We start from the raw sequence: 25092 nt of genomic DNA on the forward strand, positions 1-25092 counted from the left end.
GGAAGGTAGATTACAGAAACACTAGATAACCCCAAGTATGCTTCTAAACTCTACCTCAAGTTTCTTTTTTAGTTGTGGAAGATTATAATTTAACATAAATTCAATTTGCTTAATTGATTCCTCATCAAATGGCGGTAATCCGGCATTTGTTCTATGTGAATAATCAGGAATACCTGTTAATAAATAAACTGTTTCAATATCATCAATTATCTTACATATATCTTCATTAAAAACAATTTTATTTTCTTCTGCATATTGTAGCAAATCAACTTGAATACGTACTGCATCTTTTATCATATCAATAGCTTTCGGTGACAATTTTTTTAATTCATTAATAAAAGTTCTACACATACCCTCAGTTTTAACTATTTTTTTATAAAGTTCTTTAATAATAAATGCCCTATCTTCGTGCAATCTTGAAAACTTTATTTCATTTTGCTTAGTTTGTATTAAGAGCTCAGCTTTATATTTCTCAACTTCTTTTTCCATACTTATTTTAAAACTCTCAATATTCCTGTCTAAAACCTGAATAATTATTTTGTTTGCTAAGTAACCTATAAGAAATGCAACTGAGACTCCTGCAAAAGAATACTTTAATATTTCTTGAAGATATTCCAATAATATCACTTCCTTCTATTTCCATGTTAGCAAACATAAAAACGAAAAGCAATATCGTTAGCGATATTAGCAAAGCTGGCGACCGTTGCGCCAGTGTCATTCTATTTTTTATCGGTTATTCATAATTTTCCCAGTGTGTAGGGACGGAAGTGCTATGTCCTATATATCTAAACCCAAATGCACAAAAACTGGTAAGTACCGCCCCCATCCATATTAAAAAGAGAAGGGATTAAATACCCTTCTCCTCTTCATATTGCTTCTTATATCTATAAAATGTCGGCTTCGTCAATCCTAATTGCTTCATACATTCAAAAGGCTTCAACTCTTTTGATATTACTTTGTTATATTCTTTTTCAAAGGTTTTATAATCTATTGCTTTTGGTCTACCATATTTCTCCCATTCTCCACGCTCTTTCATTGCCTGTATACCTTCAGTTTGTCGCTTTTCTCTTTTTTGCATTTCTGCATGTGCAAATGTAGCATACATTTCAATCAACATATTGTTAATAGCCTCCATTATCATTGTTCCTGTACAATCTTCCATCTTAGTATAATCAACTAATGTTGTTGGTATTTCTATTATCATTGCTCTACTCCTAATGACTTATGCTGACATACAAAAGGCGGTTTCGAATGCCTAAAAAACAGGCGAAATTCAAAACCACCTTGACTACTTATTTTTACTTTTAAAAATCAAAAACCCAGTATTTCCAACCCCTAAACCCTACTCCCACTCAATCGTTGCCGGTGGTTTGGAGGTTATATCGTAAACTATTCTATTTACGTGCTCCACTTCATTTACTATCCTGTTTGAAATCTTCTCAAGCACGTCATAAGGTATCCTCGCCCAGTCTGCCGTCATTGCGTCAGAGCTTGTAACCGCACGTATTGCCACTGTATGGGAATATGTACGTTCATCACCCATTACGCCAACTGTTGTGATGTTTGGGAGGGCTGTGAAGTATTGCCATATGCTTCTTTCCAGTCCTGCTTTTTTAATCTCTTCTCTGAGAATCGCATCGCTTTCCTTTACTATATGGAGCTTTTCCTTTGTGATTTCACCCAGTACTCTTATTCCAAGACCAGGCCCAGGGAAGGGCTGTCTCCATACCAAATCCTCAGGTATTCCAAGCTCAAGGCCTACCAGCCTTACCTCATCCTTAAAGAGAGTGTTCAAAGGCTCTATTAGTTTGAACTGCATGTCTTCCGGAAGTCCACCCACATTATGGTGGGACTTTATTGTTGCGGCTGTTTTGGTTCCGCTCTCTATGATATCAGGGTATATTGTTCCTTGAACCAGGAAATCAATATCCCCAAGCCTGTTAGCCTCTGCTTCGAAAACCCTGATAAACTCCTCGCCAATTATCTTTCTCTTACGCTCAGGATCGGAAACACCTTCAAGTTTGCCAAGGAATCTATCCTGTGCATTCACTCTGATAAGGTTCATGTCAAAGCGTTTCCTGAATATTTCCTCCACTTGGTCTCCTTCATTCTTTCGGAGCAATCCATGGTCTACGAATATGCAGGTCAGCTGGTCGCCTATCGCCTTATGCACCAATACAGCCGCGACAGAAGAATCCACTCCGCCGCTCAATGCACAGATAACCTTCTTGCCGCCTGCCAGCGCTTTTATCTGGGCTACTTTCTCTTCAATGAAATTCCCCATTGTCCAATCCCCAGACAGTTCACATACGCCATACAGGAAGTTTTTCAATATCTGCTTTCCATATTGTGTGTGCTCCACCTCAGGATGAAACTGAACTCCATAAAGCTTTTTTGCTTTATTGCCCATGGCCGCTACCGGACATGTCTCTGTAGTTCCTGTAATATCAAAACCAGCTGGAGGTGTATCTACAAAACAGGTGTGGCTCATCCAGCAGACACTGTCCTGCGACACTTCCTTGAATAATGCATCCTCTTTCAAGTTCACTTGTGTCTTGCCGTATTCCCGCTTTTCAGCTCTTGCTACTTTTCCGCCCATCATATGTGCCATCAACTGCGCTCCATAGCAGATGCCTAGAACAGGCACTCCCAGTTCAAACAGCCCCGGATCGCACTTAGGGGATCCTTCATCATATACGCTTGCTGGCCCTCCGGTGAATATTATACCCTTGGGGCTCTTCCTTTTTATTTCATCCAGGCTTATATCATAGGGCACTACCTCGCAGTATACATTAACTTCTCTTACCCTGCGGGCTATAAGCTGATTGTATTGACCCCCGAAGTCCAGTATCAATACCAATTCCTTGTTCGCCATTTTACACTCTCCATTCAATTGCTTGTTAATTAGTTCGTACAGAGGAACGCATGCAATGCGTTCCCTACAGGCTATAGTTAGGCGATTCCTTTGTTATGCTTACATCGTGGGGGTGGCTTTCCCTCAGACCTGCTGCCGTAATACGCATAAATTGGGTATCTTTTCTGAGCTGCTCAATACTTCCTGCTCCACAGTAGCCCATGCCGGAGCGCAGACCTCCAACCAGTTGATATATAGTCTCAGCCAAGGGTCCTTTATATGGCACCCTGCCTTCAACTCCCTCCGGTACAAGCTTCTTTGCATCCTCCTGGAAGTACCTGTCCCTACTGCCGCATGCCATGGCACCCAAAGAACCCATTCCTCTGTATACCTTGAAGCTTCTGCCCTGATATATTTCCATCTCTCCAGGGCTTTCCTCAGTTCCTGCAAAAAGACTGCCAAGCATTACTACGCTTGCCCCGGCAGCGATTGCCTTTACCACATCTCCGCTGTACTTTACCCCACCGTCAGCTATTATCGGTATACCATGTTTTTCAGCTTCCTCAGCGCAGTCGTATACTGCCGTAATCTGTGGTACGCCTACGCCCGTTACTACCCTTGTGGTACATATAGATCCCGGTCCTATTCCAACCTTTATAGCATCAGCACCCGCCTCGATAAGCTCCCTTGTTGCTCCGGCCGTAGCCACATTTCCGGCAATTAGCTGCAAGCCCGGGAAGCGGCTTTTTATTTTCTTCACTGCCTCTGTGACACCCTTTGAGTGCCCATGAGCTGTGTCAACTACTACTACATCCACTTTCGAAGCCGCCAAGGCTTCAACTCTCTCAATCATGTCATTTGTTACGCCAATTGCAGCGCCCACAAGCAGCCTTCCCCCCTGATCCTTTGCTGAACTTGGATATTGTATGGCTTTCTCAATATCCTTTATTGTAATAAGTCCCTTAAGGTATCCCTTGTCATCAACAAGAGGCAGCTTTTCTATTTTGTGTTTTTTTAGTATCTGCTCCGCCTGCATAAGGTTGGTACCTACCGATGCAGTAATAAGGTTTTCCTTGGTCATTACCTCGGATATTTTCCTGGAAAACTCAGTTTCAAATCGCAGATCTCTATTTGTAAGAATTCCTATCAGTTTGCCTTTTTCATCGGTTATTGGAACACCAGAAATCCTGTATCTTTCCATTAGCTCCATTGCATCTGCTATAATATGATCCGGAGACAGATGAAAGGGGTCTACGATAACTCCATGCTCCGACCTTTTGACCTTATCAACCTCCATGGCTTGCTTCTCTATGGACATGTTCTTATGTATTATGCCTATACCGCCTTCTCTTGCTATTGCGATGGCAAGCTTGGATTCTGTGACAGTATCCATCCCTGCCGACATCAGCGGTATGTTGAGCTTTATTTTCCTGGTAAGATATGTCGAGGTGTCCGTATTTTTCGGAAGAATCTCTGACTTCGCAGGAACCAGAAGTACATCATCAAAGGTCAGACCCTCTTTTAAAAACTTTTCCATTGGGCGACTACACACTCCTTCTTAAATTAATTTATATCTCAAATATTTATCTGTGAAAATACAAAGCCGGCAACAGTGAAAATTGCCGGACAACAAATTTCACTCATAGTAACATGATTAATGGTCATGTCGTAGAGACTTTCAGGCCATATCCCTGAAAATATATGAGTAGCATACAGGTAATAAATTTTTGGTATTTTAAATAGTATATTTAAAGCGACAGCCTTTGTCAAATGGTTTATAAATTTGCAGAATTTACTGTAAGTTTATCTCTTACCTTGCTTATTGCCTCATTATATATATCAGCAATAGGCCTCCCGTACTGCAGGGATGCGGCTTTGCAATCCTCGTATTCTGGAGAGTACTTTAGAATCACTCCCCCCAACTTACCTACCTTGCACCGTATAATGCCGAATTCAGTATCAGCTTCGACTGTCTCCCTGTCAAGTATGCTCCGCTCCATATCCGACATGCGTACACCAAAGGTGCTGGTATGCTTCAATATGGCTTCGGCAATTCCTTCTTTTTTGTCTGGTTGGCATAAAACAGTGAGCTTTGTACCCGGTCTGTTCTTTTTCATGAATACAGGGGTAAAAAACACATCAAGGGCACCCTGGTCAAATAGCATTTCTACTGCGCTGCCTAGCTGTTCAGCTGTCATATCGTCAATATTTGTCTCTATCTCTACGATTCTATCTGAAATTTTTTTTTTGGAACTAAAAAGCATCACCCTCAGTACATTGGGAATTTCATAAGTCTTCTTGCCTAAGCCATAGCCTATTTTTTCTACTTCAAGCTCTCCTACCATTCCAAACCCATCTGCAAGGCCCTTTGCTATTGCTGCTCCAGTTGGTGTAACCAGCTCAAAATTGATATCAGTATAATACACTGGAACATTCTTTAAAATCTCCAGTGTTGCAGGAGCCGGAAGCGGAAAAACCCCATGCTGGCATTTTACAAAGCCTTTAGACAAGGGCAGACTGGAAAACACTATCCTATCCACATTCAGATTGTCGATGCATATTGCAGTACCTATGATATCCACTATCGAATCTACTGCGCCCACCTCGTGGAAATGCACTTCACCAGCCGGTTTTCCATGTATCTTCCCCTCAGCCTCGGCAACCAGTCTGAACATATCCGTACTAAGCTTCCTTACCCTCTCGCCAAGCTCACTGTCATTGATTATTCTCTCTATATCACCCATGTTTCTATGCACATGCTCAGTATTTTGCTTGTGCTCATGAGTGTGCGGATGCTCATGGTGATGGTGTTCGTGATTATGCTCATCATGATTATGATGTTCATTTTCCTCCTCATGATGTTCTTCAAGTATTACAGAAAAGTCCGTACCGGATATGCCATTCTTCAGCTTCTTTTCTATCTTTAACTCATAGCCTTCCACTTTAAGCTGGTTCAGCCCATCCAATAGCGCCTTCTCATCTGCTCCTATATCCAACAGTGCACCTACTGTCATATCTCCGCTTATTCCTGAAAAGCAGTCAAAATATAAAGTTCTCATCGTTTACCTCCATTTACTCCATTTATCATACTAGCAAGATAACCTGCTCCAAAACCATTATCAATATTTACTACCCCAATCCCGCTGGCACAGCTGTTTAACATTGTCAGAAGGGCAGACAACCCTCCAAAATTAGCGCCGTAACCGACACTGGTGGGAACTGCAACGACAGGGCAGCTTGAAAGCCCGCCTACCACACTGGCAAGGGCACCTTCCATACCTGCCACAGCTATTATGACATTTGCCTCCAAAAGCTTGTCAGTATTCATTAGAAGCCTATGTATTCCCGCAACACCTACATCATAAAGTCTATCCACAGTATTTCCGAAGAATTCAGCTGTGATCGCTGCTTCTTCAGCGACAGGAATATCTGAAGTACCACCTGTAGCAATGAGAATCACACCTTGTGACTTCTTTATCTCACTTCTTACTACAGTTATGCACCTTGCCCTCTCATGGTATACAGCATCAGATATTCTGGATTTTACTTCCTTAAAGGTGTCAACATCCGCTCTTGTGCCCAATACATTGCTATTATATTGAAGCATCTTCTCAAATATAATGGCAGTCTGCTCCGGAGTCTTGCCAGCACAGTAAATGACTTCACCCTGTCCTTTTCGGAGCTTTCTGTGATTGTCAATCTTAACAAAATCGAAATCTTCATAAGGCAGCTTGCGCAGTGCTTCAATGGCTTTCTCCACATCCACGGCTCCGCTTTTCACATTATTCAATAGTTCAGCCAGATATTTCTCATCCATGATATTCCTCCAAATTACTACTATGTAGCTTTCAAATTTCTTAGAAGGCTCTCAGAACCTTGATATAGAATACTATTACTATAAGTCCTGCAAAAAAGACCTTTACTATACTTCCAAGAAGGTAGCCAATGAACATGGCAAAGCCGGAAGTAAAGGATTCTTTCATTTGCTTGCCGAAATAAAGCTCTCCCAATATCACACCAGCAAGCTGGCCGATTATCAGACCGGGAATGCTAAAAACCACAAGCCCCAGTATCCCGCCAAGAACACCACCAATGAGTCCTTGCTTGGATGCACCATACTTCTTAGCTGTCAGAACTCCCCCAATGTAATCCACCGCTGAAGATATTGCAGTCAGAACTGCGAAGAATATAAGATTCCCAATGGTTATAACCTGAAAGCCGGTACTCCATGCATAAATCAATGCTCCCACAAACACCAGGACAACACCGGGAAGTACTGGTAGAAAAACTCCCACAAGCCCAGTAAGCATTATCGCTGTACTTAGGATTAAAAATAGTAGATTCAAGAGTTTCACCTGCAATTTCCATATTATCGAAATTCTAGAGCCTTATTTTATTTATACTATACCATAATGACTATGGAATAATACATAGGTTTGTTACATCCTGCCAACCCACATGAAAAAAGCAAGAATTGCTCTTGCTTCTCAATATTTCAGCTCAACTTATTTCCGTTTATATCTAGCACTCTCGTTAAAAAATGTAATGTCCGCATACCCCGCATAAATCCGGCCTGAGTGCTTCACCCCGCTAGGAATGAGGTATCTGTCACCCTTCTTATATACCTTTCGCACACCATCAATCACTAATTCAATCTTACCTTCCAGAACAACCGCCCACTGACCTTCGTGTGAATGCTCAGGCAAGTCAATATCCCTATCAAATTCCATAAAAAGAATCTGATGGTTATCACTTTGGGATAAATATGCTGTCGCACCTTCGAAGGGAAGATCTGCCTTCCCTAAATCAAGTATTGGACCAGAAAAGATATTATCCATACAACTCACTCCTATACAAATAATCGAGTCCACTTATGTATATAAAAAGGCTAATTTTCAATTAGCCTCTGCAAATCATCTATATGCTTTTTTTCTTACCGCCTTCTATGACCTGTATTTTAATATCGTGCTTGTCTATTTTCCCTTCTATTACGTCTAGTTTCACTTTCATAGTAGATATGTCTTTTCTCACTAGTGATACCTCATCTGACAAGATACCAACCTTTTTGTGAAACTCATCCTCTAATCTAATAATATGATTATTGGCGGATTTTACTTCTTTCTTTGTATCCTGAAGCTCTATATATACTTTTTCCAATAGGCCAAGTACCTTATCATCCAAAGAAATCACCTCCAGCTAATCATCATAGTTATTTTACCACATATTTGATAAAACTTGCTATACTTGGGTGCAGAAATCAAAGTTATATAGTTATGTTAAACACTTAGCTGTGTAAGCTATTTATCCACTCTTCCGTTGTCATTACTTTTGAGAACCTCATTGCTTGTGTTACCAGTATTGCTCTGTGAAGCTCTTCTGCTGTTACTGTTCCTGCATAGTTTGAAATCTGCAAAGTCCCTGTCGCATCGGATAAGAACTCAACAGAAAAGCCCAGGTGAACTGCCTGTCTTGCTGTAGTATCACAGCACATCTGGGTCATATATCCCGCAATAACTAATGTGTCGATATCCCTCTCTCTTAGCCATGCTTCCAAATCAGTTCCGGTAAAACTGCCCGGCAGACTTTTTTCTATTAAATGATCATAGCTTTCTCCAGCTATCTGAGGATGAAGCTCCCATTCAGGTGTTCCTTTTCTGAAGGTTTTCGAATTTTCCTGTGGTGCAGTGTGTTGGATTGCTATAACTGCTATATTGTTTGTATGTGCAGCCTTAATTGCCCTTTTAATATTGTCCAAACTGCCAAGGGGATATGTAACAGGCAATTGACCTGTAAAATATTCATTTTGCACATCTATTACTAATAACGCTCGTCTCATCTAATTATCTCCTCACTTTTTATAAAATCTTTGATATCCCTCATAGGCGGCTGAAACTGCTTCCTCCGAACAAAGCTGCTCCAGGTCGCCTCATCCTAGATATTAACTAATGCATTCAGGGAAAAATAATACAATAATGATATTGCCAGGCTGGCTGCACTTATTAAAAGAAGTGCTTTAACAGGCCTTTTATTTGCATTTACAATCTTACTTTTTGCTAAATACCAACATATAACTCCCGCCCCTGTAAAGCCTATTATATGCCTAATAAAGCCTTCAATAAAGAAGCCCAATAAATCATCCAGAGAAATTATTTCTATCGCATGATTAAATCCCAGTACCATGAAAAAAATCAATGATGCTTGATATCCCCATTTTTTTTGCATAAGAACACCTATAGTCGCACACAGAAAAGCAATTGAATGAAGTACTCTCGAAAAATTAAAAGCTAAATAATAGAAGTCTCCCTTGTCAGCTAAAGCCAAACTGGAAAGGTTGTTAAATAGACTCGCAAAAGTGTAATAAGTGAAATTGCCACCAATATATATTTGAATCATAACTATTAAGTAAATAATAACCGGCTTCGATTTTATATAGGCCGCACAGCTTTTATAAAATCTATACATCTTATACCTATAGCCTATCTTAAAATAAAACAGGACTCTCTTCCGTAATATTAGGACTGCTAAAAAAGCAAAAATAACAAGGCCAATTATGCTGCTGTAAAATCCATAACTATTATAATTGAGTACAGTCTCGTAAATTGAATACAGTATTTTGGGCAAAAGTAAAATCATGCTAAGATACCATGCGAATTTAACCTTTCTTATTATAGCAATGACTATTGATAAGTATAAAAACAATGAAAATAGTGCCTGGAATTTCAATACGGCAATTGATCCACTAGAGCTTAATACCACTGGCTGCAGCCATATATAAAAATATAGGCTTGCCGCTGCCAACAAGCAAAAAATACCTAACAATATAATAATCTCTAATGGTCTCTTAAATTTTATACTCTTCTTACTTTTCGTAATTTCCAAAAAAACAACCCCCTAAAATTATCAACTTACCTGTACTCTTTTCCACAATTAAGGCAACTATTTCTATGAACACAGAGTACTTCACCACAGTGCCTACATTTCCACTTTTCGTTTTCATTTTTAATAAATTCATAAAACCCGTATTTGCTAATGTATGCTGAATTTTCGATTAAACTCAAGTGGTACTTTTCAAACTAGTCCACTACAGTCCACGGCTTGTGTTATATATTCCAGACAATGCTTAGCACATTCTGTCTCCTAACGTATCATTGTCTATACAAGCTTGCATAAATCTCTAGGATTAAAATAAAAAAATAAGGAAATCTTGAGTTGTATCTGATTAAGTTGGAGATTATAAAGATCATAAAAATAAATTTATAAAGGTGTTGATATAAGAATGTCTGTAAATGCCGAGCTTAACGTAGATGGAATAAATGGTGGCAACAGCACATCCGTTACAAAAAGCCTGACTGATCTTGAAGGCGTTGAAAATGTTAGTTTAGACCTAGAATCTAATATAGTTATCGTAAAGTATGACGAAGTAAAGGTGAATTTAGTCGATATTAAACAGATACTCATGGAAAAAGGCTATAGCGTAATTGAAATATAAACTATTTGTTAAGAGGCCACCACGGACGGTGGCCTCTCAAACAATCAATTCACTTTACTTTTTATTTACAGGTTCTAATAGGTTTAAGTAGAAGTCATTACCTTCCCCTTTCGGCTCACCGCTTTTTATATGTTCCTCAAGGCAAGGGCGGTTCTCATCAACCTCATACTCATTACTGTCCTTTAGTAATCGCATCAGCATCTGCCATGAATCATATACTTCATTTATACTATTCAACGAAGCATATAAGCCCCCTGGCAGCCGTTTTTCCTTGAGATATTCAGGCAACGTAATATGCTCTGGAACAGTGATGCAAGCTGCCCATCCGTATTCAGTACTGCCGGGGTTGAATGCGGTTGTATTAAACCCGAATATTCTGGCTGTACCCATCAGATTTTCCGCTTCTGCCCATCCCACCACTTTGCTTAAAGCTTCATCCTCCGGCGAAGCACTAATAACATTACAAACAGCTACTCTCATGGCTGGCAAAGTAATGATGCGTAATGCACCCGATGTAATTGTGTCCTTTGTCATAATAATTTCCTCCCATTGATTTTTTAGAGATTTAGGGGAGTAAATTTGAACCGCCAGTGTCTGTTCCATGTTCACAATACAACGGGAAGTATCTTGCAAAGCTTGCATTGAATTAATAGCCGAAAGACATCTGCCAAGCATTTCTTTTCTCTGCGCAATTACTAAGTTTTCCTGGTTTAAGTTGCTTATCTGCTTCTCTATTACCTTTGCTGCTAGCTCCTTGCTGGCACTTTCAAGTATAATCTGCACAGCCTTGATTGGAATATCCAACTCTCTCAACAACAGCACAAGACGAATACGCTGCACTGCTTCATCATTGTAAATACGCCAACCAGATTGTGGATCACGCATACTTTTAAAAAGCCCTTTTTCTTCCCAATGGCGAAGAGTACGACTTGTTAGTCCAAGCTTTGCGGATATCTCGTGAATAGGTTCATTATGGCTCATTCAAACACTCCCTTTTTTTAATATGAAGCGCCTCATGGGAGTATAATATCATTTGACGCAACGTCAATTGCAAGTATATTTACAAAAAGAACCGAAAGTGCAACTTTCAATATCTGTTTTGGTTACATTTTAAATCCTATGTTCTTTTACTCTATTGCTATGTCTTCTCTCAATATCGCATACAAGTCACTATCCTCAAATCCTATATGACTGCGATATTTTTTACGCATTCTGCCCTCATACTTCATACCTGCATTTTTCATTACCTTACCGGAAGCAGGATTATTAACCGCATGATATGCTTCAATCCTGTTAAAGCCCACTTCCATCAATCCAAATTTCAATACTGCTATTGCTGCTTCTGTGACAATTCCTTGCCCCCAATATTGTTTTCCCAGGCAATATGCAACTTCAGCGCACATGTCATATTCATTAGTGCATATTAGTGCGATATTACCAATAGGCATATCCTTACCTTTTAGTACAATAGCCCAATGGTAAGTGCTCAAGTCGCTATACCCTTCTATTCTGTTTCGAAGAACACTTTCTGTCTCGCCTATATCCTGGTGAGCGTTCCATCTCATATATTTAGCAACTTCTGCATCATTAGCCCAATTATTAAACATTGCCTCTGCATCATTCATTGTAAATCTGCGTAGTATCAATCTTTCACTTTCAAGCATTATTGTCCCTTTATGTTTTAGCATAAAACCATCTCCCTAAAATTCAAGTTTATGATTGCATGATGGACGTGGGTAGCCTTACTACGTGCTAAGCCCTTTAGGTCGACGCTTTTTTATAACCTTTCTTCGAATGACATAAAATGATATCAAAAGAATACTGCCACCAACCACTAATGGTACAAATACTATTAAAAAATCAAGTTTATCATTAACTGCTCTCTTATATCTAAAATCACAGTACGACCCTTGTTCTGCTATAGTATTTGTGCGAACCAATCCTTCATCTAAAGCGTCACTATAAATAAAATCTAATTTGCACATATATGGGATAAGTTCATCTGCATTTTGCTCATGAAAATATTTAACTATCCCACATTCTGAATGATTGTAACCGTAATCAAATTTATCCCCATTACCCTCAACAAACTCAGATACCCATGCTCCACTATATTCCCTTTTTTGTGACTCTTCTGCATTTTCCCTTAATTGCTGAATGTATTCTTTACTGAAAAACTTTCTTCCATTTAGACGTAAAAGCCATTTTGGATAGGCTGATATTGTATCCTCTGTCGCTTTACATATTATATTTCCAACTTCCTCGACTGATTTACCATGATTCTTCATTACCCTATAAAACGCTAAGGCCATGGCGGGGTTTTCCAGATCTTCAGTCATGGGATTTGAATCTCCACCGATATAAGGTATCGCTGGAAGTAACTCACGAAATTTAAGTGTAGTCTCATTTGCGATAGAATCTATCTCTTTATCTGAATAGTCTAGCTGCAATACTTTTCGAAAGGCTTTTTGATTCTCATCTAATTTTTTGATAAGCTTATCTTCTTTTGATATGTAATATGTACTACTAATCTTCCCTTGATTACCACAGCCACTGCATCCTGAACATCCCACGCCAGGGCATCCAATATTCTTTTTTGTAGACTTACTGAAAACATTTAAAATCATTAATGCAATTATTACTACCAAAACAACTATAGATGTTATTATTATGAATAACCTTTTATTCATTGTTTTTACTCCTTTGCCAACTTTAAGCTGTGGATTCTATCAATCCCTTCTATTTCTACTAAATGTTCTTAATGTTTATGCTCTTATTACGATAATTCAAGTCAACTCGTTCTTCAAATCCTATCGAATACCAAAATGCATTTCCGATATCATTGTTTTTGAAAACAACAAGAGCAACTTTATTAATACCTTCTTTCTCTAATGCCTCAAGCGCCTTATCAACTAACGATTTCCCAATTCCATTTCCACGATATTTAATTTCAACAGCAGTATGGTATATATATCCTCGGCGTCCATCATGCCCGCTTAATATGACGCCTACGATTGTGTCATCAATTATTGCAACAAAATTGGTATTAGGATTTCTTTTTAAAAACTTTGCGATACCTTCTTTGGAGTCATCTAAACTCCGCATACCCATTCCTGCTGTATTTGTCCATAATTCATGTACTTTCTCATAGTCAGAAATAGCCATCATTCTTATTTCCATTATTCTATCCCCTATCCTTGTGTCGTCAATATTTCTATATAGTTATCATTACAGTAAGTTTAATTATATATATTTCTATATTTATCATTATTTTCCTCTAAACCTCAAAAAAAACAGATAAGCAGGGGGTTCAATCTGACTTATCTGTTTTTGATAATTTTAATACTTTTTTCTTAGTCTGCGGAACGCATGCAATGCGTTCCCTACATGATTATTTCGATTTCATCTCCGGCCTTAATAATTCCGTCCTTAAGCACCTTTGTAAATATGCCCTCGGTAGGCATTACACAACTGCCTATCTCTTGGAATATTGCACACTTGACATGGCACTCCTTGCCTATCTGTGTTACTTCGTGCAGTGTATCACCTATTTTGAGCCTGGTGCCTACAGGAAGCTTATAAAGCTCAAGGCCTTCAGTGGTCAGGTTCTCGGCAAATTTGCCTGTGCATAGACCCTCAATGCCTAAGGCCTTCATTTTATTGATACTCTCGATGCCCAGCAAGCTTACCTGCCTATGCCAGTTTCCTGCATGGGCATCACCTACAAGACCATGATCAACCTTGAATTCTCCCTGCTCGATGGTTCTCTTTGGCACGCCCTTCTTCTCGCTTATATTTACAGCCACTATCTTGCCCTTCATATATATCCCCCTTTTCTATCCACCTATTTTATACATGTCCCGCTCTATCGGTTTGTTGTACAAATCATTTAGCGTATGATGCTTTGGTTTGGCTTGTATCGCTTCTGACACAGCCTCCTGCAGCGCTGCATATTTATTAGCAAGCTTTCCGTCCCTTAAAATTTCTCTCACATCGATTTCCTTGTCAGAGTGCAGACATGGCTTTAGCTTCCCATCTGCAGTAAGTCTTATCCTGTTGCAGTAGTCACAGAACTTATGGCTTATAGGATTGATGAGTCCAATCCTGCCCTTTGCTCCAGGCAGTTTATAGTACTTGGCGGGACTGCTTTTATCTGCTGCCTCTACAGGTTCCAGCTCCTTAAAGCTATCCAAGACAACCGAGTTTGGCAGATAATGCTCTGATGCCCAGCCTGCCGCCTGTCCTAAAGGCATGAGTTCTATGAATCTTACATCAATATTTTCATTAAGTGAAAGCTTTATAAAATCCCCTATTTCATTTTCATTAAAGCCTTTTACCAAAACGGTATTGACTTTTATAGGGATAAGTCCCACCTTTAATGCCTCCTCGATACCTTCCAGGACAGCCTTAATATTTCCACCCCTTGTCATGTGCTCATATTTTTTCTCATCCATGGTATCAAGACTTATATTTATTCTTTTGAGCCCAGCTTCCCTTAAGTCATGGGCAAGCTTCTTAAGCAGCACTCCGTTGGTAGTCAGAGCTATATCTTTAATACTTTCAATAGCGGATATCTTTTCAATGAGACCTGTGAGACCCTTTCTAACCAAGGGCTCTCCTCCGGTAATCCTTATCTTGTCAGTGCCCATCCCTGCACATGCTTTTACTACTTGGAATATCTCCTCCAGGGTAAGTATTTCAACATGGTCTTTCTTCTCAATCCCTTCCTCAGGCATGCAGTAGCGGCATCTGAGGTTGCACCTGTCGGTGACGGATATTCTTAAATAATTGATGTTTCTGCCCAACCCATCCTTCATACGTAATCTCACCCTTTACAATCGCATTTTATAAACTTCATATGAGTATTATATCTCCGATTCCTTCAGTTCCATAACCGCCTAGCTCCGACAGTATGTCCCTGAAGTCCTCTGCTTTAATTATATCGATAAATTGCTTAAACATGTCTAATTCCAAATATTTTTCCGGTATTGCAAAATCGTACTCTTCCTCCCCAATAGGAATGAAATCCAACCCCATGGCCTTCGCGGCTGAAAGTACTCCAACGCCGACATCAGCTGAACCCGAACTGACTGAAGCAGCAACTGCCATATGAGTAGTCATCTCACGCTCGTAGCCATGTATCGAAGCTGGGTCTACGCCCTCTCTTTTCAGCATATAGTCAACAAGTATCCTGGTACCTGCGCCCTTCTGCCTGTTGACGAACTGCACATCCTCCCTGCTGAAATCCCTAAAACCAGTTATATTTTTTGGATTTCCCCCTTTGACCATCATTCCCTGTATCCTTCTGACTCCTTTGACAAGGGCAATCTTCATGTCTGGCAGAAGCTTTCTGATATAGCTTTCGTTATATATACCAGTTTGCTCATCCAAAAGATGTATAGGGGCCATATGAGCTTCGCCCTTGCGAAGCGCTATCAAGCCGCCCATGCTGCCCACGTGGGCGGAGGAAAGGCTTTTTGCGGAGTCCTTCCTGTGCATCAGGCTGCCTATCATATCCATTATCAAATCATGGCTGCCGATAGAAACAATTGTGTTCTTAATATCATCAATGTTCTTGGTCAGCTCTACCTGAACTATTTCTCCCGCTTCAATACCTTCGCTGTTCTGCGGAATTATCAATATCCCGTCTGCCCTAACTAAGGACATAGTAGCTCCCGCTCCCCTGTTCAAGGGTGTCGCAATTAATTTGCCATCAACCATTCCAAGCTTTATTCTTACATATTCCATATGCTTCAAGGATGAAACCATCCTTCGCGAAAGCACTGCTGACCTCTTGTTCTTCTGTGGCACTCCCTGTTTGAGATATCTTCTGACCAAAGGTTTTGCGAAGGTTTCAAAAACAAAATATGCGGATACCGGATATCCGGGTATGCCTAGTACAGGCTTCCCTTCTATTATTCCAAGAATAGCAGGCTTCCCGGGTTTTGTCGCTATTCCATGCACTAATACTTCTCCAAGCTCAGCTATAAGCTTTACGGTAAAGTCTTCGCTGCCCGCAGAAGAACCCGCATTGATTATTACTATATCGTTCTCTTTCACTGCTTCTGAAATTGTACGCTTTAAAAGCTCATAATCATCTGGCACCGTCTTGAATCTTACAGGTTCGCCGCCATATTCCCTTACCAGCCCTTCAAACATCCTGGAGTTTGATTCTATTATCTTCCCAAGCACGAGGGGTTCATCCGGTTCGATGATTTCTGTACCTGTAGGTATTATCCCGACTCTGGGCTTCTTTACTACCTCCAGTTCTGTAATACCTCCCGAGAGCATGGCTGCAATATCTACAGGCCTTATCTCATGGTTAGTTGGAATTATCATTTCATTTGCCACAATATCCTCCCCGATAGGCCTTATATCCTGCCAGGGGGCTGCAGACTTGATAATTTCAACAGTGTCACTGTCAATTTCAACAACATCTTCAATCATAATTACTGCATCATAAGGATCAGCTATGGGGTCTCCGGTGTCCACATAAATAAAGTCTATACCCTTTCGGAGTCTCATGGGCTTTGCCTCAGAGGCGCCAAAGGTTGATTTTGCAGTCACAGCTATCCCATCCATTGCTGAAGCATTGAAATTAGGAGAAGATACCCTGGCAAACACCGAGTCTGCAGATACTCTTCCCTGGGAAGCCAACACCTGGAGCTTTTCTATATCTGCATTTCCCAGATATGCTTCCACTCGCTCCATTAAAAGCCTTTGTGCGGCATTGACATCCATATTTGAAAGGTATATGTTTCTTTCATGCTTGCTCACCCGACCCACTCTCCATTCTTCAATCTATTATTTGAACAGCTCCACCTTTACGGTTTCACCTTTATTGATTCCTTCTTTATTTACCGGTATCCTTATATAGCCCTGAGCCATGGAAAGCTGCGAAATGGCCGCAGACTTCGCATATATGGGCTTTGCTGTAAAGCCATTCTCATTCTCTTCCAACTCAACCATCTGGTATGTCTCCTTGCCTGGCGAAGAATGGATATTTGAGCTGCACACAGCATTTATGAACAGGTTTTGCCTCGTTCTGCCCTGCAGCCCTTCTATGAGCTCTTCAACAAATATCTTGAATATTATCACTGCGGAGACCGGATGTCCTGGAAGTCCAAAAACCGCAGTGTTTCTTACCTTCCCAATTATGGTGGGCTTCCCGGGCTTCACAGCCACACCATGTACAAATACTCCCGGTTCTCCAAAGGAGTCGATAACTTTTTCGGTATTGTCCTTCGCTCCAACCGAGCTGCCTCCTGATATTACAACAATTTCATTGTTTTTTGATGCATCATCAACTGTGTTCCGTATAAGATCAAAGTCATCCTTGACCACAATAGTACTCGTTACCTCGCCGCCAGCTTCCTGGACCATTGCTGCGAGGGTATAGGTGTTTATATCCCTTACCTGCCCTAATCTCACCAGTCCGAAGGGGTCAACTATTTCATCTCCTGTGGATACAACAGCCACTCTTGGACGCTTTGAAACTTTGACACGGCTTATTCCTGCTGCGCATAGCACTCCGATATCCTGGGATCTAATCACACGACCTTTAGGCAGAACTTTTCCACCCAAGCTTACATCGTCACCCTTGAAGATAATATTCTCTCCTGGTGCTACCGGATTATGAGCGGAAAGCAAGCCGTCATCGATGCATTCAACATACTCAATCATCAGCATCCCGTCGGCTCCCTCGGGTATCATGCCTCCCGTAGGCACATAGACACATTGGCCGGCACTAGGTTTAAGTGAAGTGGTTTCGCCCATTTCAACCTTGCCGATAATGTTAAGAAACGCAGGCATACTTTCACTTGCACCAAAGGTATCCTTTGAGACCACTGCATAGCCGTCAACGGTAGACCTGTTGAAATCCGGTATGTCAAGCTGTGAGAAAACATCCTCAAAGGCTGTTCTGCCCAAAGCTTTGATTATTTCTACTTCTTCATATCCTACAATAATATCTCCAAAATTATTCTCCATCTTCTTTTTTACTTCATCTACTGTATCAACCATCAAAAGCTTCATAGGCAGTCCACCTTTCATTCTTTACTTTATCGCATCTGGTATAAACAGCTGCTGATCGTTCTTCTTATAATCTCCAATAATTTTCTGACCTTCCTCTGATGTGATGAAATCTATAAATGCCATTGCAGCTTTATTGTGGATGTTGGGGTACTTTTCCGGATTAACTGCAATCACTCCATATGGATTGAATAAGACCGGATCTCCTTCAACAACTATTTTCAAATCAACCTTATCCTGGAAAGCATACCAAGTGCCACTGTCTGAAAGTGTATATGCCCCCATCTCACTTGCCATTGTCAGAGTATCTCCCATTCCCTGTCCTGCTTCCTTATACCATGCTTCTCCCTGAGGTTTCAAACCATATGCTCCCCAAATAGCAAGCTCCTTCTTGTGTGTCCCTGACTGGTCTCCTCTTGAGACAAATTTGGATTTGGACTCAGCTATCTTTTTCATGGCTGCTTCTGCATCCTTTTCCTTAGCTGCTCCTGCAGGGTCATCCTTTGGACCTACAACAAAGAAGAAATTATGCATTACATCCTTCCTGTTAATGCCGTAGCCACTAGCTACAAATTCATCCTCGGACTTTCTGGCGTGAACAAGCAGTACATCTGCATTTCCCAGCTTGCCCATTTCCAGAGCTTCACCTGTGCCCACTGCCACAACCTTTGTAGTCACACCATATTTCTTGTCAAAGGCAGGCACAAGCACATCCAAAAGACCGGTATCTCTTGTGCTTGTAGTTGTAGCAAGAGTCATCCCAGACTCAACCTCTACTTTGCTGTCATTTTGCACAGGTTCTTTGGCTGTGCAGCCGAAGGTTAAAACCGAAGCCGCAATAATCACCAGTACCAGCATAAGAATTGTGAACTTGCTTCTCTTATAATTATTATTAAACATTTAAATCCTCCTCAATAAATCATTCTTCCTTCAATAAAATCCAGTGTTCTTACATCCTGTGGGCTGCCGAATATTTGAGCAGACTCGCCGCTTTCAATGACGTTTCCATTCAGCAGAAAAACCACATTGTCAGATAATCTCTTTGCTTGAAACATGTTGTGTGTAACTACTACTATTGATGTCTTGTACTCTATCTTTGCATGCAATATAAGCTTTTCAATCATCGCCACGTTCGCCGGGTCAAGGTTGGCTGTAGGTTCATCAAGCAAAAGCACCTTGGGTTTGTGTATGATAGCTCTTGCAAGTGAGAGTCTCTGAGCTTCCCCTCCGGAAAGGGTCAGAGCCCTTTGTTTCAGCTTATCCTCGAGTCCGATAAAGCTTGCCAGCTCCAATACCTTGCCCCTTATCTCATCTTTGTCCACTCCGCGGAGCTTCAAGCTGTAAGCCATGTTCTCATATACAGATGTGTTGAAAACTATCGGTTTCTGGAATACCATGGACATTTGTCTTCTGGTTTCAATATCCGGCTCACTTTTCTGCTCTTTCCCATCAAAAACAATTCTACCGCTTGTAGTTTTCTCCAGCCCGTTAAGTATGTATAGGAGTGTGCTCTTTCCTGCACCGCTGGGACCAATTATGCCTGTGATCTTACCTTCCTCCAGATTTAGCTCGTCTATATCCAGAACCTTCTTATTACTATATTCCTTTACAAGCTTAATTATGTTGAATATTTGTCCCATCAGTCAGTCATCCCCCTTCCGCTTCTGAGCAAATCCAATGCGCTGTTTATCAAAAGGGAGATAATGAGAAGAATCATGCCGAGGGCAAGAGCCAATTGGAACTCTCCCATGCCCTTATGCAGTGCTATTGAGGTTGTCATTACCCTGGTCTGGAACCTGACATTTCCACCAACCATCATTACCGCACCTACCTCTGCAGTGAGACGTCCAAAGGCAGTAATAACAGCCGCACCTATTGCATATCTTGCTTCCTTGATAATAAGCCACACCAGCTGAAGGCGATTTGCCCCCAAACTCACCGCAGTCTTTTTTATCAAGGGGTCAATACCCTGAACCGCGACTATGGTAAGCCCTGCAACAATTGGTGTTGCCAGCAGCACTTGGGCTATTATCATGGCAGTAGGCGTGAAAAGCAGCCTCAAAGGTCCAAGGAGTCCTATCTGGTTTGAGAGCAGTATGTACACCACAAGCCCTATGACTACCGGAGGCATTCCCATAAAAGTGTTTATTAGGTTTATCAATGCTGTTCTTCCCCAAAACCTATTGAGCCCCACTAAAGCCCCAAGGGGTAGTCCAATGATTACGCTGATTAAAGTCGCAACAACTGATATCCTGATGGACAGAAATATTATTCCATAAAGCTCAGGATCGAAGGACAGCATCAAAGATATTGCTTTGCTAAAGGCTTCAACGAAATACTCCATATTATTTCTCCTTATAGTAGTGTCGCTATAACAAAAAAAACAATCCAAAAAAGGATTGTTTCATAGCAACATTAACAAAACATTTTCCTTTCCTAACACGGGAGGCATAGGAATTTCTTCCTAAACCCTTATGGGACTTGCCCATCGGTCATAGCTTCATAGACAACCGTAGAAACGATGACTCGGAAAACTTATATTTTGTTTAATTATATACTATTTTTATTACTTTTGCATATCTTTTTCTATTATACTTTTGCATTTTTCACTCAGCGGATGCCGGAGTTTTCATGTATGCTACATAGTAGAACAATGGAACTATAAGTGCTCCGCCAATTATATTCCCTAATGTAACGGGCAGAAGATTATTCATCCAAATCTGTTCCCAGGTAATTGGCGCGCCTAAGAACTTTCCTAGAGGTAAATAGTACATGTTCGCAACACTATGCTCGTATCCTGACAGTACAAAGAGCATAATCGGGAACCATATTGCAAATATCTTTCCTATTACGTCTCTTGCCCCAGTTGCCATCCAAATTGCGAGAACAACCAGCATATTGCAAAGTATACCTCTTATAATTGCAGCTCCAAGAGCTATCTCAACCTTTTTTGCCGCTATTCCAACAGCAAGGTCAGCAGCCGGGGTTCCCGCTGCCATAAGTCCTGAGTTTGCAACGAAGAAGGCCAGTATGACTGAACCTATGAAGTTGGCAGTATATACATAGAACCAGTTTCTTATAATATCCGACCATTTGAATTTGCAATTAAAGCATCCCAAGGTCATAAGATTGTTGCCTGTAAAAAGCTCTGCACCGCAAATGGTGACAAGCATTAGTCCTATAGGGAAAACTCCGGCAAATGCAAACTTCTGCATGCCCGGATCAAGCTTTGTCAGCGACTGTCCTATTATGATTGCTCCTTGTGCTCCAAAGCCTATGAATACGCCCGCGAATATACCCAGCACGAACATCTGCAAAATTGAAAGCTTTGCTTTCGCTGAACCCGAATCAGATACTGCATGTGCAATTTCTTGTGGAGTAAGCATTCTCTTCTCCATTCTAATAGACCCTCCGATCCAGACTTTGTGAAGAGATGTATGTAAGTCTGAAATTATTACATCAATTACTGTGAAGTGTGCGCAACTACTTAAAATATAATTCTTCCCGGGTTACTATATACATTCATCCTATGTCCGCGGGCAAAGCCGATTACCGTTATACCAAGCTGTTCTGCCAGCTCCACTGCCAAATCAGTAGGTGCTGACCTTGAAATAATAACCGGTATCCCGCCTTTAGCGGCCTTTATGAGCATTTCGGAAGACACCCTGCCGCTTGTAAGCACTATCTTATCAAACAGCTTGATATTCTTCAGGGAGGCTTCCCCTATTATCTTATCCATAGCATTATGACGCCCTACGTCTTCATGGAACAATATAATGCCTGCATCAGCAGCAAGTGCCACGCTGTGAGCCCCGCCTGTACTATGGAATAGCTCTGATCTTCCATTAAATTCTCTCATAAGCTCAAGTATTGCTTGAGCGCTGATCTCAATATCGCTTGATACTTTCTTGCAGTTTATGGAATCAACCGCATTATAAAAGGCAGAGCCCTTGCCGCAGCCGGTGGTCATTGTCCTCTTGCCGTGCAGGCTCTTTGCAATGATGCTGCTCTCAACTGTGCTGACCTCTATTATACCTTTTTCTTCATCTATTCGAATTTTCTCTATATCATCCTTGCTTTTTATAACACTTTCAGAAAGGAGAAACCCCACAGCCAAGCAATCAAGGCTTGAAGGCGTACAAAGCAAGGTTATGAATTCCTCTCCATCCAGCATTATAGTCAGCGCATACTCTTTGACTACCATATCGACAGCCGATGATATCGTGCCGCTCTCATACTTTATTATTGAGATGTCTCTAGTCAAATCCATAATACACCTCCTATGCCTTCAAAAACCGCTCCATCAGGCTTTGATAGTCCTTAATGGTATTCACATTTGTGAACATATCCCAGTCCGGACTGAACTCCCTTGCCGCAGCCTCACTGACGTAAAGCACATTAGAATCCTGCAGCAGCAAGTTAATTTGCTTATTGCCATTTTCAATGTTCTCTTCCAGCTTTTGAAGCAAGCTTTTGGAGTAAAAAGCGTTGAAGGGCTCTATCCATTCACCCAGTCTTGTTATAACTCCATCAATCTTTCCCTCATGCTGATTTATAAGCTCCATCATGTAGTTCAGGTATTTTATGTTTATAAAGGGCATATCACAGGCTACAATATAATTATGTACGCTGCAGGAGCTTTTTAACCCTACATGTATCCCTGCCAAGGGTCCGAAGTCCTTTATCTCGTCCTCTGCCAGCTTGTATCCGTATTTCACATACTCCTCAGGCCTGCTGGTGACTATAATAATCTCATTGAAAACCTTTTCCAGCTTTTCTGTTATCATTTCAATTATATATTTGTCACGAAGCTTGAGAAATTGTTTGTCAAAGCCCATCCTGCTGCTTTTGCCTCCGGCAAGTATTATTGCAGTTTCCATATATGCCATATTGGTACCTCAAAATTAGAGCTCTCGGCTCCTCTTATCTCAGTGTTTTTGCTGTCTCACGAAGCTTTCTCTGTTCATCATCCTCTGGCTCTGGAAGCACAATATTATGAGACATTTTTTTGCCGTTTTTATCCACGCATACAAAGGTTACAAAGCCATCAACCAGTATATTATCACTATCGTGCTTACATACCTTGCCATATACAGTAAGACTTGTATTCCCAGCATATACCACTCTTGTCTTAAGGGTTATTATATCTCCCTTAGTAGCAGGCCCAGAAAATTTCATTCCATGTACCTTAACGCATACTATATTTTCTGGATTCCCGTGTAAGGTGGCCGCAGCCACGAAGTTTCCTTCCACAAACCATTCAGCCATTCTGCCGGCGTATAAAGTTCCATGGTGGTTCAAATCTTCAGATTTTATAAGATGTGTTGATATATAGTGTTTCATATTTCACTCTCCTAATCAAAATATATAATTTCTCCCTTTATATCCTCTTCCACATACAGGAGTCCCAAAGAGTACCTGGGTTCAAACCTTCTTGAAGTAGGGGAACCGGGATTGAAGAATAGTACTCCGCCAATCACCTCATTATGAGGTTTGTGGCTATGTCCATATACCACGCAGTCCACTTTACTCCCTGCAAATTCAGCATAAGCGTTCATATATGTTCGCCCCCTGCTGGTTCCATGGGTCAATCCAATCCTTTTTCCGCTAACCTCTATTATCCTCTTTGTCCCATATTTGTCCAGCATATCATACCCGTCATTATTACCGGCTACCACATAAACCGGTGCAATTGTCTCCAATTCAATGATAACCTCATCGATAAGGATATCCCCTGCATGCAATATCATATCCACACCGTCAAATACCTCATATATAATATTAGGAAGCAGTCTAGCACTGCTTCTTATATGTGTATCTGAAATTATACCTATTTTCAACTATCATATCCTCCTGAATAAGTAAAACTACACCTGCTCCAAATCATTCCCTGCATTCAGTTCATTTACCTCATCCTTGCAGCTCTTTACCGCCAGAACTACATATAAAATAGATATACCCCAGTATATGAGCCAGAAATTGGGTATGGGATAACCATAAAGATTGACAGCCAGCTGTATTAGCATTGGAAGTGTCAATGCATATATGCTGATATTCAGCAGGTTATTGTATTTCAGGCTGCCGTGAAGAAATGCATTCACAATCAATCCCAAAAGTGCCAGAATGACAGCATTAAGAAGCTTCCAGCCTAATACGAAAATGAAACCGAAAGCAATGAATATGAACACAATCCAGCTGAGTTTAGGTAGAAAATCCAGCACATCTTTTTTAGTCAATGTGACGCCTTTAAGCTCGGTCAAGTTGAATTCCCTGCTCTCTACCTGACTGTTTTTCAAATATACCTTGTCCTTGGTGATAAGCATTCCGCTTCCGACATCCTTCAATACACTTGCATCCACCTGCCCTGTAGTATCTATAACGAAGGCCTCATTGGTGCTGCTGCTGATAATGTATGGCATCTTGCCTTCAAAGCTGAATTCACCATTTTCCAGCCTGAACTCCGGAATGTTGGCATTTACATTTGTAATTAGATCGTCTATAGCTATTCTGGTTGCGATAAAAGTCCTTGTTCCACTAATGAAATAAACTATAAGAAAAAGCAGCAGCAGATATACGAAGCTTCTGCTGAACTTGTTATTCTTAATGCTTCTGTAGAACTTGAAATCAATTACACTTTCCCTCATCTGCAGGAAAAAATTCATTTCATCCACCTCCCATGTTTACATGTACTTAAAATATTATACCAAAGGAACAGCCC

Annotated in this window: 29 protein-coding genes and 2 riboswitches; of the genes, 1 reads left to right on the forward strand and 28 read right to left on the reverse strand. The window is 40.9% G+C overall.

Annotated features, from left to right (window positions below; all coding sequences use genetic code 11):
• Positions 1-21: 21 nt before the first annotated feature.
• The 11 genes from VEB00_16380 to VEB00_16430 form a co-directional block, all read right to left on the reverse strand.
• On the reverse strand, positions 22-618 hold the full coding sequence (locus VEB00_16380; protein ID HYF84580.1) for a hypothetical protein: 597 nt from the start codon (positions 616-618) through the stop codon (positions 22-24).
• A 229-nt stretch (positions 619-847) separates the two neighbouring features.
• Positions 848-1204, reverse strand: a complete 357-nt coding sequence (locus tag VEB00_16385) for a hypothetical protein (protein HYF84581.1) — start codon at positions 1202-1204, stop codon at positions 848-850.
• 138 nt (positions 1205-1342) lie between these two features.
• Positions 1343-2875 (reverse strand): glutamine-hydrolyzing GMP synthase, encoded by a 1533-nt coding sequence (gene guaA, locus VEB00_16390; protein HYF84582.1) that lies wholly within the window; start codon positions 2873-2875, stop codon positions 1343-1345.
• Between the two features lie 64 nt (positions 2876-2939).
• Positions 2940-4391, reverse strand: a complete 1452-nt coding sequence (gene guaB / locus VEB00_16395; protein HYF84583.1) for an IMP dehydrogenase — start codon at positions 4389-4391, stop codon at positions 2940-2942.
• 86 nt (positions 4392-4477) lie between these two features.
• A riboswitch (purine riboswitch) is annotated at positions 4478-4579 on the reverse strand.
• Positions 4580-4629: 50 nt separating this feature from the next.
• The gene (larC, locus tag VEB00_16400) at positions 4630-5913 is read right to left on the reverse strand and encodes a nickel pincer cofactor biosynthesis protein LarC (GenBank protein ID HYF84584.1); all 1284 of its coding nucleotides are present in this window, start codon (positions 5911-5913) and stop codon (positions 4630-4632) included.
• Positions 5910-6671: a nickel pincer cofactor biosynthesis protein LarB gene (gene larB, locus VEB00_16405; protein HYF84585.1), complete on the reverse strand. Its 762-nt coding sequence runs from the start codon at positions 6669-6671 to the stop codon at positions 5910-5912. Before larB ends, larC begins: the two co-directional genes overlap by 4 nt.
• 40 nt (positions 6672-6711) lie before the next feature.
• The gene (locus VEB00_16410) at positions 6712-7200 is read right to left on the reverse strand and encodes a DUF456 domain-containing protein (protein ID HYF84586.1); all 489 of its coding nucleotides are present in this window, start codon (positions 7198-7200) and stop codon (positions 6712-6714) included.
• Positions 7201-7359: 159 nt separating this feature from the next.
• Entirely contained in the window at positions 7360-7692 is a 333-nt protein-coding gene (locus VEB00_16415) for a cupin domain-containing protein (protein HYF84587.1), read from the reverse strand.
• A gap of 79 nt (positions 7693-7771) precedes the next feature.
• Complete coding sequence (locus VEB00_16420) at positions 7772-8035, reverse strand: hypothetical protein (protein HYF84588.1); 264 nt, start codon at positions 8033-8035, stop codon at positions 7772-7774.
• A 103-nt stretch (positions 8036-8138) separates the two neighbouring features.
• Positions 8139-8690, reverse strand: coding sequence for a cysteine hydrolase family protein (locus VEB00_16425; GenBank protein ID HYF84589.1), 552 nt, complete (start codon positions 8688-8690; stop codon positions 8139-8141).
• 95 nt (positions 8691-8785) lie between these two features.
• Positions 8786-9733, reverse strand: coding sequence for a hypothetical protein (locus VEB00_16430; protein ID HYF84590.1), 948 nt, complete (start codon positions 9731-9733; stop codon positions 8786-8788).
• A 397-nt stretch (positions 9734-10130) separates the two neighbouring features.
• Between VEB00_16430 and VEB00_16435 the strand changes: the two genes are divergently transcribed.
• Positions 10131-10343 (forward strand): heavy-metal-associated domain-containing protein, encoded by a 213-nt coding sequence (locus tag VEB00_16435; protein HYF84591.1) that lies wholly within the window; start codon positions 10131-10133, stop codon positions 10341-10343.
• A 54-nt stretch (positions 10344-10397) separates the two neighbouring features.
• Here the strand turns inward: VEB00_16435 and VEB00_16440 are convergent, their stop codons facing one another.
• The 17 genes from VEB00_16440 to VEB00_16520 all read right to left on the reverse strand — a co-directional run bounded on the left by VEB00_16440 (position 10398) and on the right by VEB00_16520 (position 25036).
• Positions 10398-11324: a MerR family transcriptional regulator gene (locus tag VEB00_16440; GenBank protein HYF84592.1), complete on the reverse strand. Its 927-nt coding sequence runs from the start codon at positions 11322-11324 to the stop codon at positions 10398-10400.
• Between the two features lie 146 nt (positions 11325-11470).
• Positions 11471-12031, reverse strand: coding sequence for a GNAT family N-acetyltransferase (locus tag VEB00_16445; protein HYF84593.1), 561 nt, complete (start codon positions 12029-12031; stop codon positions 11471-11473).
• A gap of 57 nt (positions 12032-12088) precedes the next feature.
• Positions 12089-13033 (reverse strand): L-2-amino-thiazoline-4-carboxylic acid hydrolase, encoded by a 945-nt coding sequence (locus VEB00_16450; protein ID HYF84594.1) that lies wholly within the window; start codon positions 13031-13033, stop codon positions 12089-12091.
• A 58-nt stretch (positions 13034-13091) separates the two neighbouring features.
• Positions 13092-13523 (reverse strand): GNAT family N-acetyltransferase, encoded by a 432-nt coding sequence (locus VEB00_16455; protein HYF84595.1) that lies wholly within the window; start codon positions 13521-13523, stop codon positions 13092-13094.
• Positions 13524-13726: 203 nt separating this feature from the next.
• Positions 13727-14164, reverse strand: a complete 438-nt coding sequence (locus tag VEB00_16460; protein HYF84596.1) for an MOSC domain-containing protein — start codon at positions 14162-14164, stop codon at positions 13727-13729.
• A gap of 15 nt (positions 14165-14179) precedes the next feature.
• The gene (gene moaA, locus VEB00_16465) at positions 14180-15160 is read right to left on the reverse strand and encodes a GTP 3',8-cyclase MoaA (protein ID HYF84597.1); all 981 of its coding nucleotides are present in this window, start codon (positions 15158-15160) and stop codon (positions 14180-14182) included.
• Positions 15161-15197: 37 nt separating this feature from the next.
• Positions 15198-17120: a molybdopterin biosynthesis protein gene (locus VEB00_16470; protein ID HYF84598.1), complete on the reverse strand. Its 1923-nt coding sequence runs from the start codon at positions 17118-17120 to the stop codon at positions 15198-15200.
• Positions 17121-17147: 27 nt separating this feature from the next.
• Entirely contained in the window at positions 17148-18377 is a 1230-nt protein-coding gene (gene glp / locus VEB00_16475; protein ID HYF84599.1) for a gephyrin-like molybdotransferase Glp, read from the reverse strand.
• Positions 18378-18398: 21 nt separating this feature from the next.
• Entirely contained in the window at positions 18399-19274 is an 876-nt protein-coding gene (locus tag VEB00_16480) for a substrate-binding domain-containing protein (GenBank protein ID HYF84600.1), read from the reverse strand.
• 11 nt (positions 19275-19285) lie between these two features.
• Positions 19286-20014, reverse strand: coding sequence for a phosphate ABC transporter ATP-binding protein (locus VEB00_16485; protein HYF84601.1), 729 nt, complete (start codon positions 20012-20014; stop codon positions 19286-19288).
• Positions 20014-20718 (reverse strand): ABC transporter permease, encoded by a 705-nt coding sequence (locus tag VEB00_16490; protein HYF84602.1) that lies wholly within the window; start codon positions 20716-20718, stop codon positions 20014-20016. Before VEB00_16490 ends, VEB00_16485 begins: the two co-directional genes overlap by 1 nt.
• A gap of 68 nt (positions 20719-20786) precedes the next feature.
• Positions 20787-20918: riboswitch (molybdenum cofactor riboswitch) on the reverse strand.
• A 62-nt stretch (positions 20919-20980) separates the two neighbouring features.
• On the reverse strand, positions 20981-21772 hold the full coding sequence (locus tag VEB00_16495; protein HYF84603.1) for a formate/nitrite transporter family protein: 792 nt from the start codon (positions 21770-21772) through the stop codon (positions 20981-20983).
• Positions 21773-21861: 89 nt separating this feature from the next.
• Complete coding sequence (gene fdhD / locus VEB00_16500; GenBank protein ID HYF84604.1) at positions 21862-22644, reverse strand: formate dehydrogenase accessory sulfurtransferase FdhD; 783 nt, start codon at positions 22642-22644, stop codon at positions 21862-21864.
• Positions 22645-22654: 10 nt separating this feature from the next.
• On the reverse strand, positions 22655-23263 hold the full coding sequence (locus VEB00_16505) for a molybdenum cofactor guanylyltransferase (protein HYF84605.1): 609 nt from the start codon (positions 23261-23263) through the stop codon (positions 22655-22657).
• 34 nt (positions 23264-23297) lie between these two features.
• Entirely contained in the window at positions 23298-23717 is a 420-nt protein-coding gene (locus VEB00_16510) for a hotdog domain-containing protein (protein ID HYF84606.1), read from the reverse strand.
• An 11-nt stretch (positions 23718-23728) separates the two neighbouring features.
• Positions 23729-24214, reverse strand: coding sequence for a metallophosphoesterase family protein (locus tag VEB00_16515; GenBank protein HYF84607.1), 486 nt, complete (start codon positions 24212-24214; stop codon positions 23729-23731).
• Positions 24215-24241: 27 nt separating this feature from the next.
• On the reverse strand, positions 24242-25036 hold the full coding sequence (locus VEB00_16520) for a DUF1189 domain-containing protein (GenBank protein HYF84608.1): 795 nt from the start codon (positions 25034-25036) through the stop codon (positions 24242-24244).
• Between the last annotated feature and the right edge of the window lie 56 nt (positions 25037-25092).

The sequence above is a fragment of the Clostridia bacterium genome, from assembly GCA_035628995.1.
In the GTDB taxonomy this organism is placed as follows: Bacteria; Bacillota; Clostridia; order Lutisporales; family Lutisporaceae; genus BRH-c25.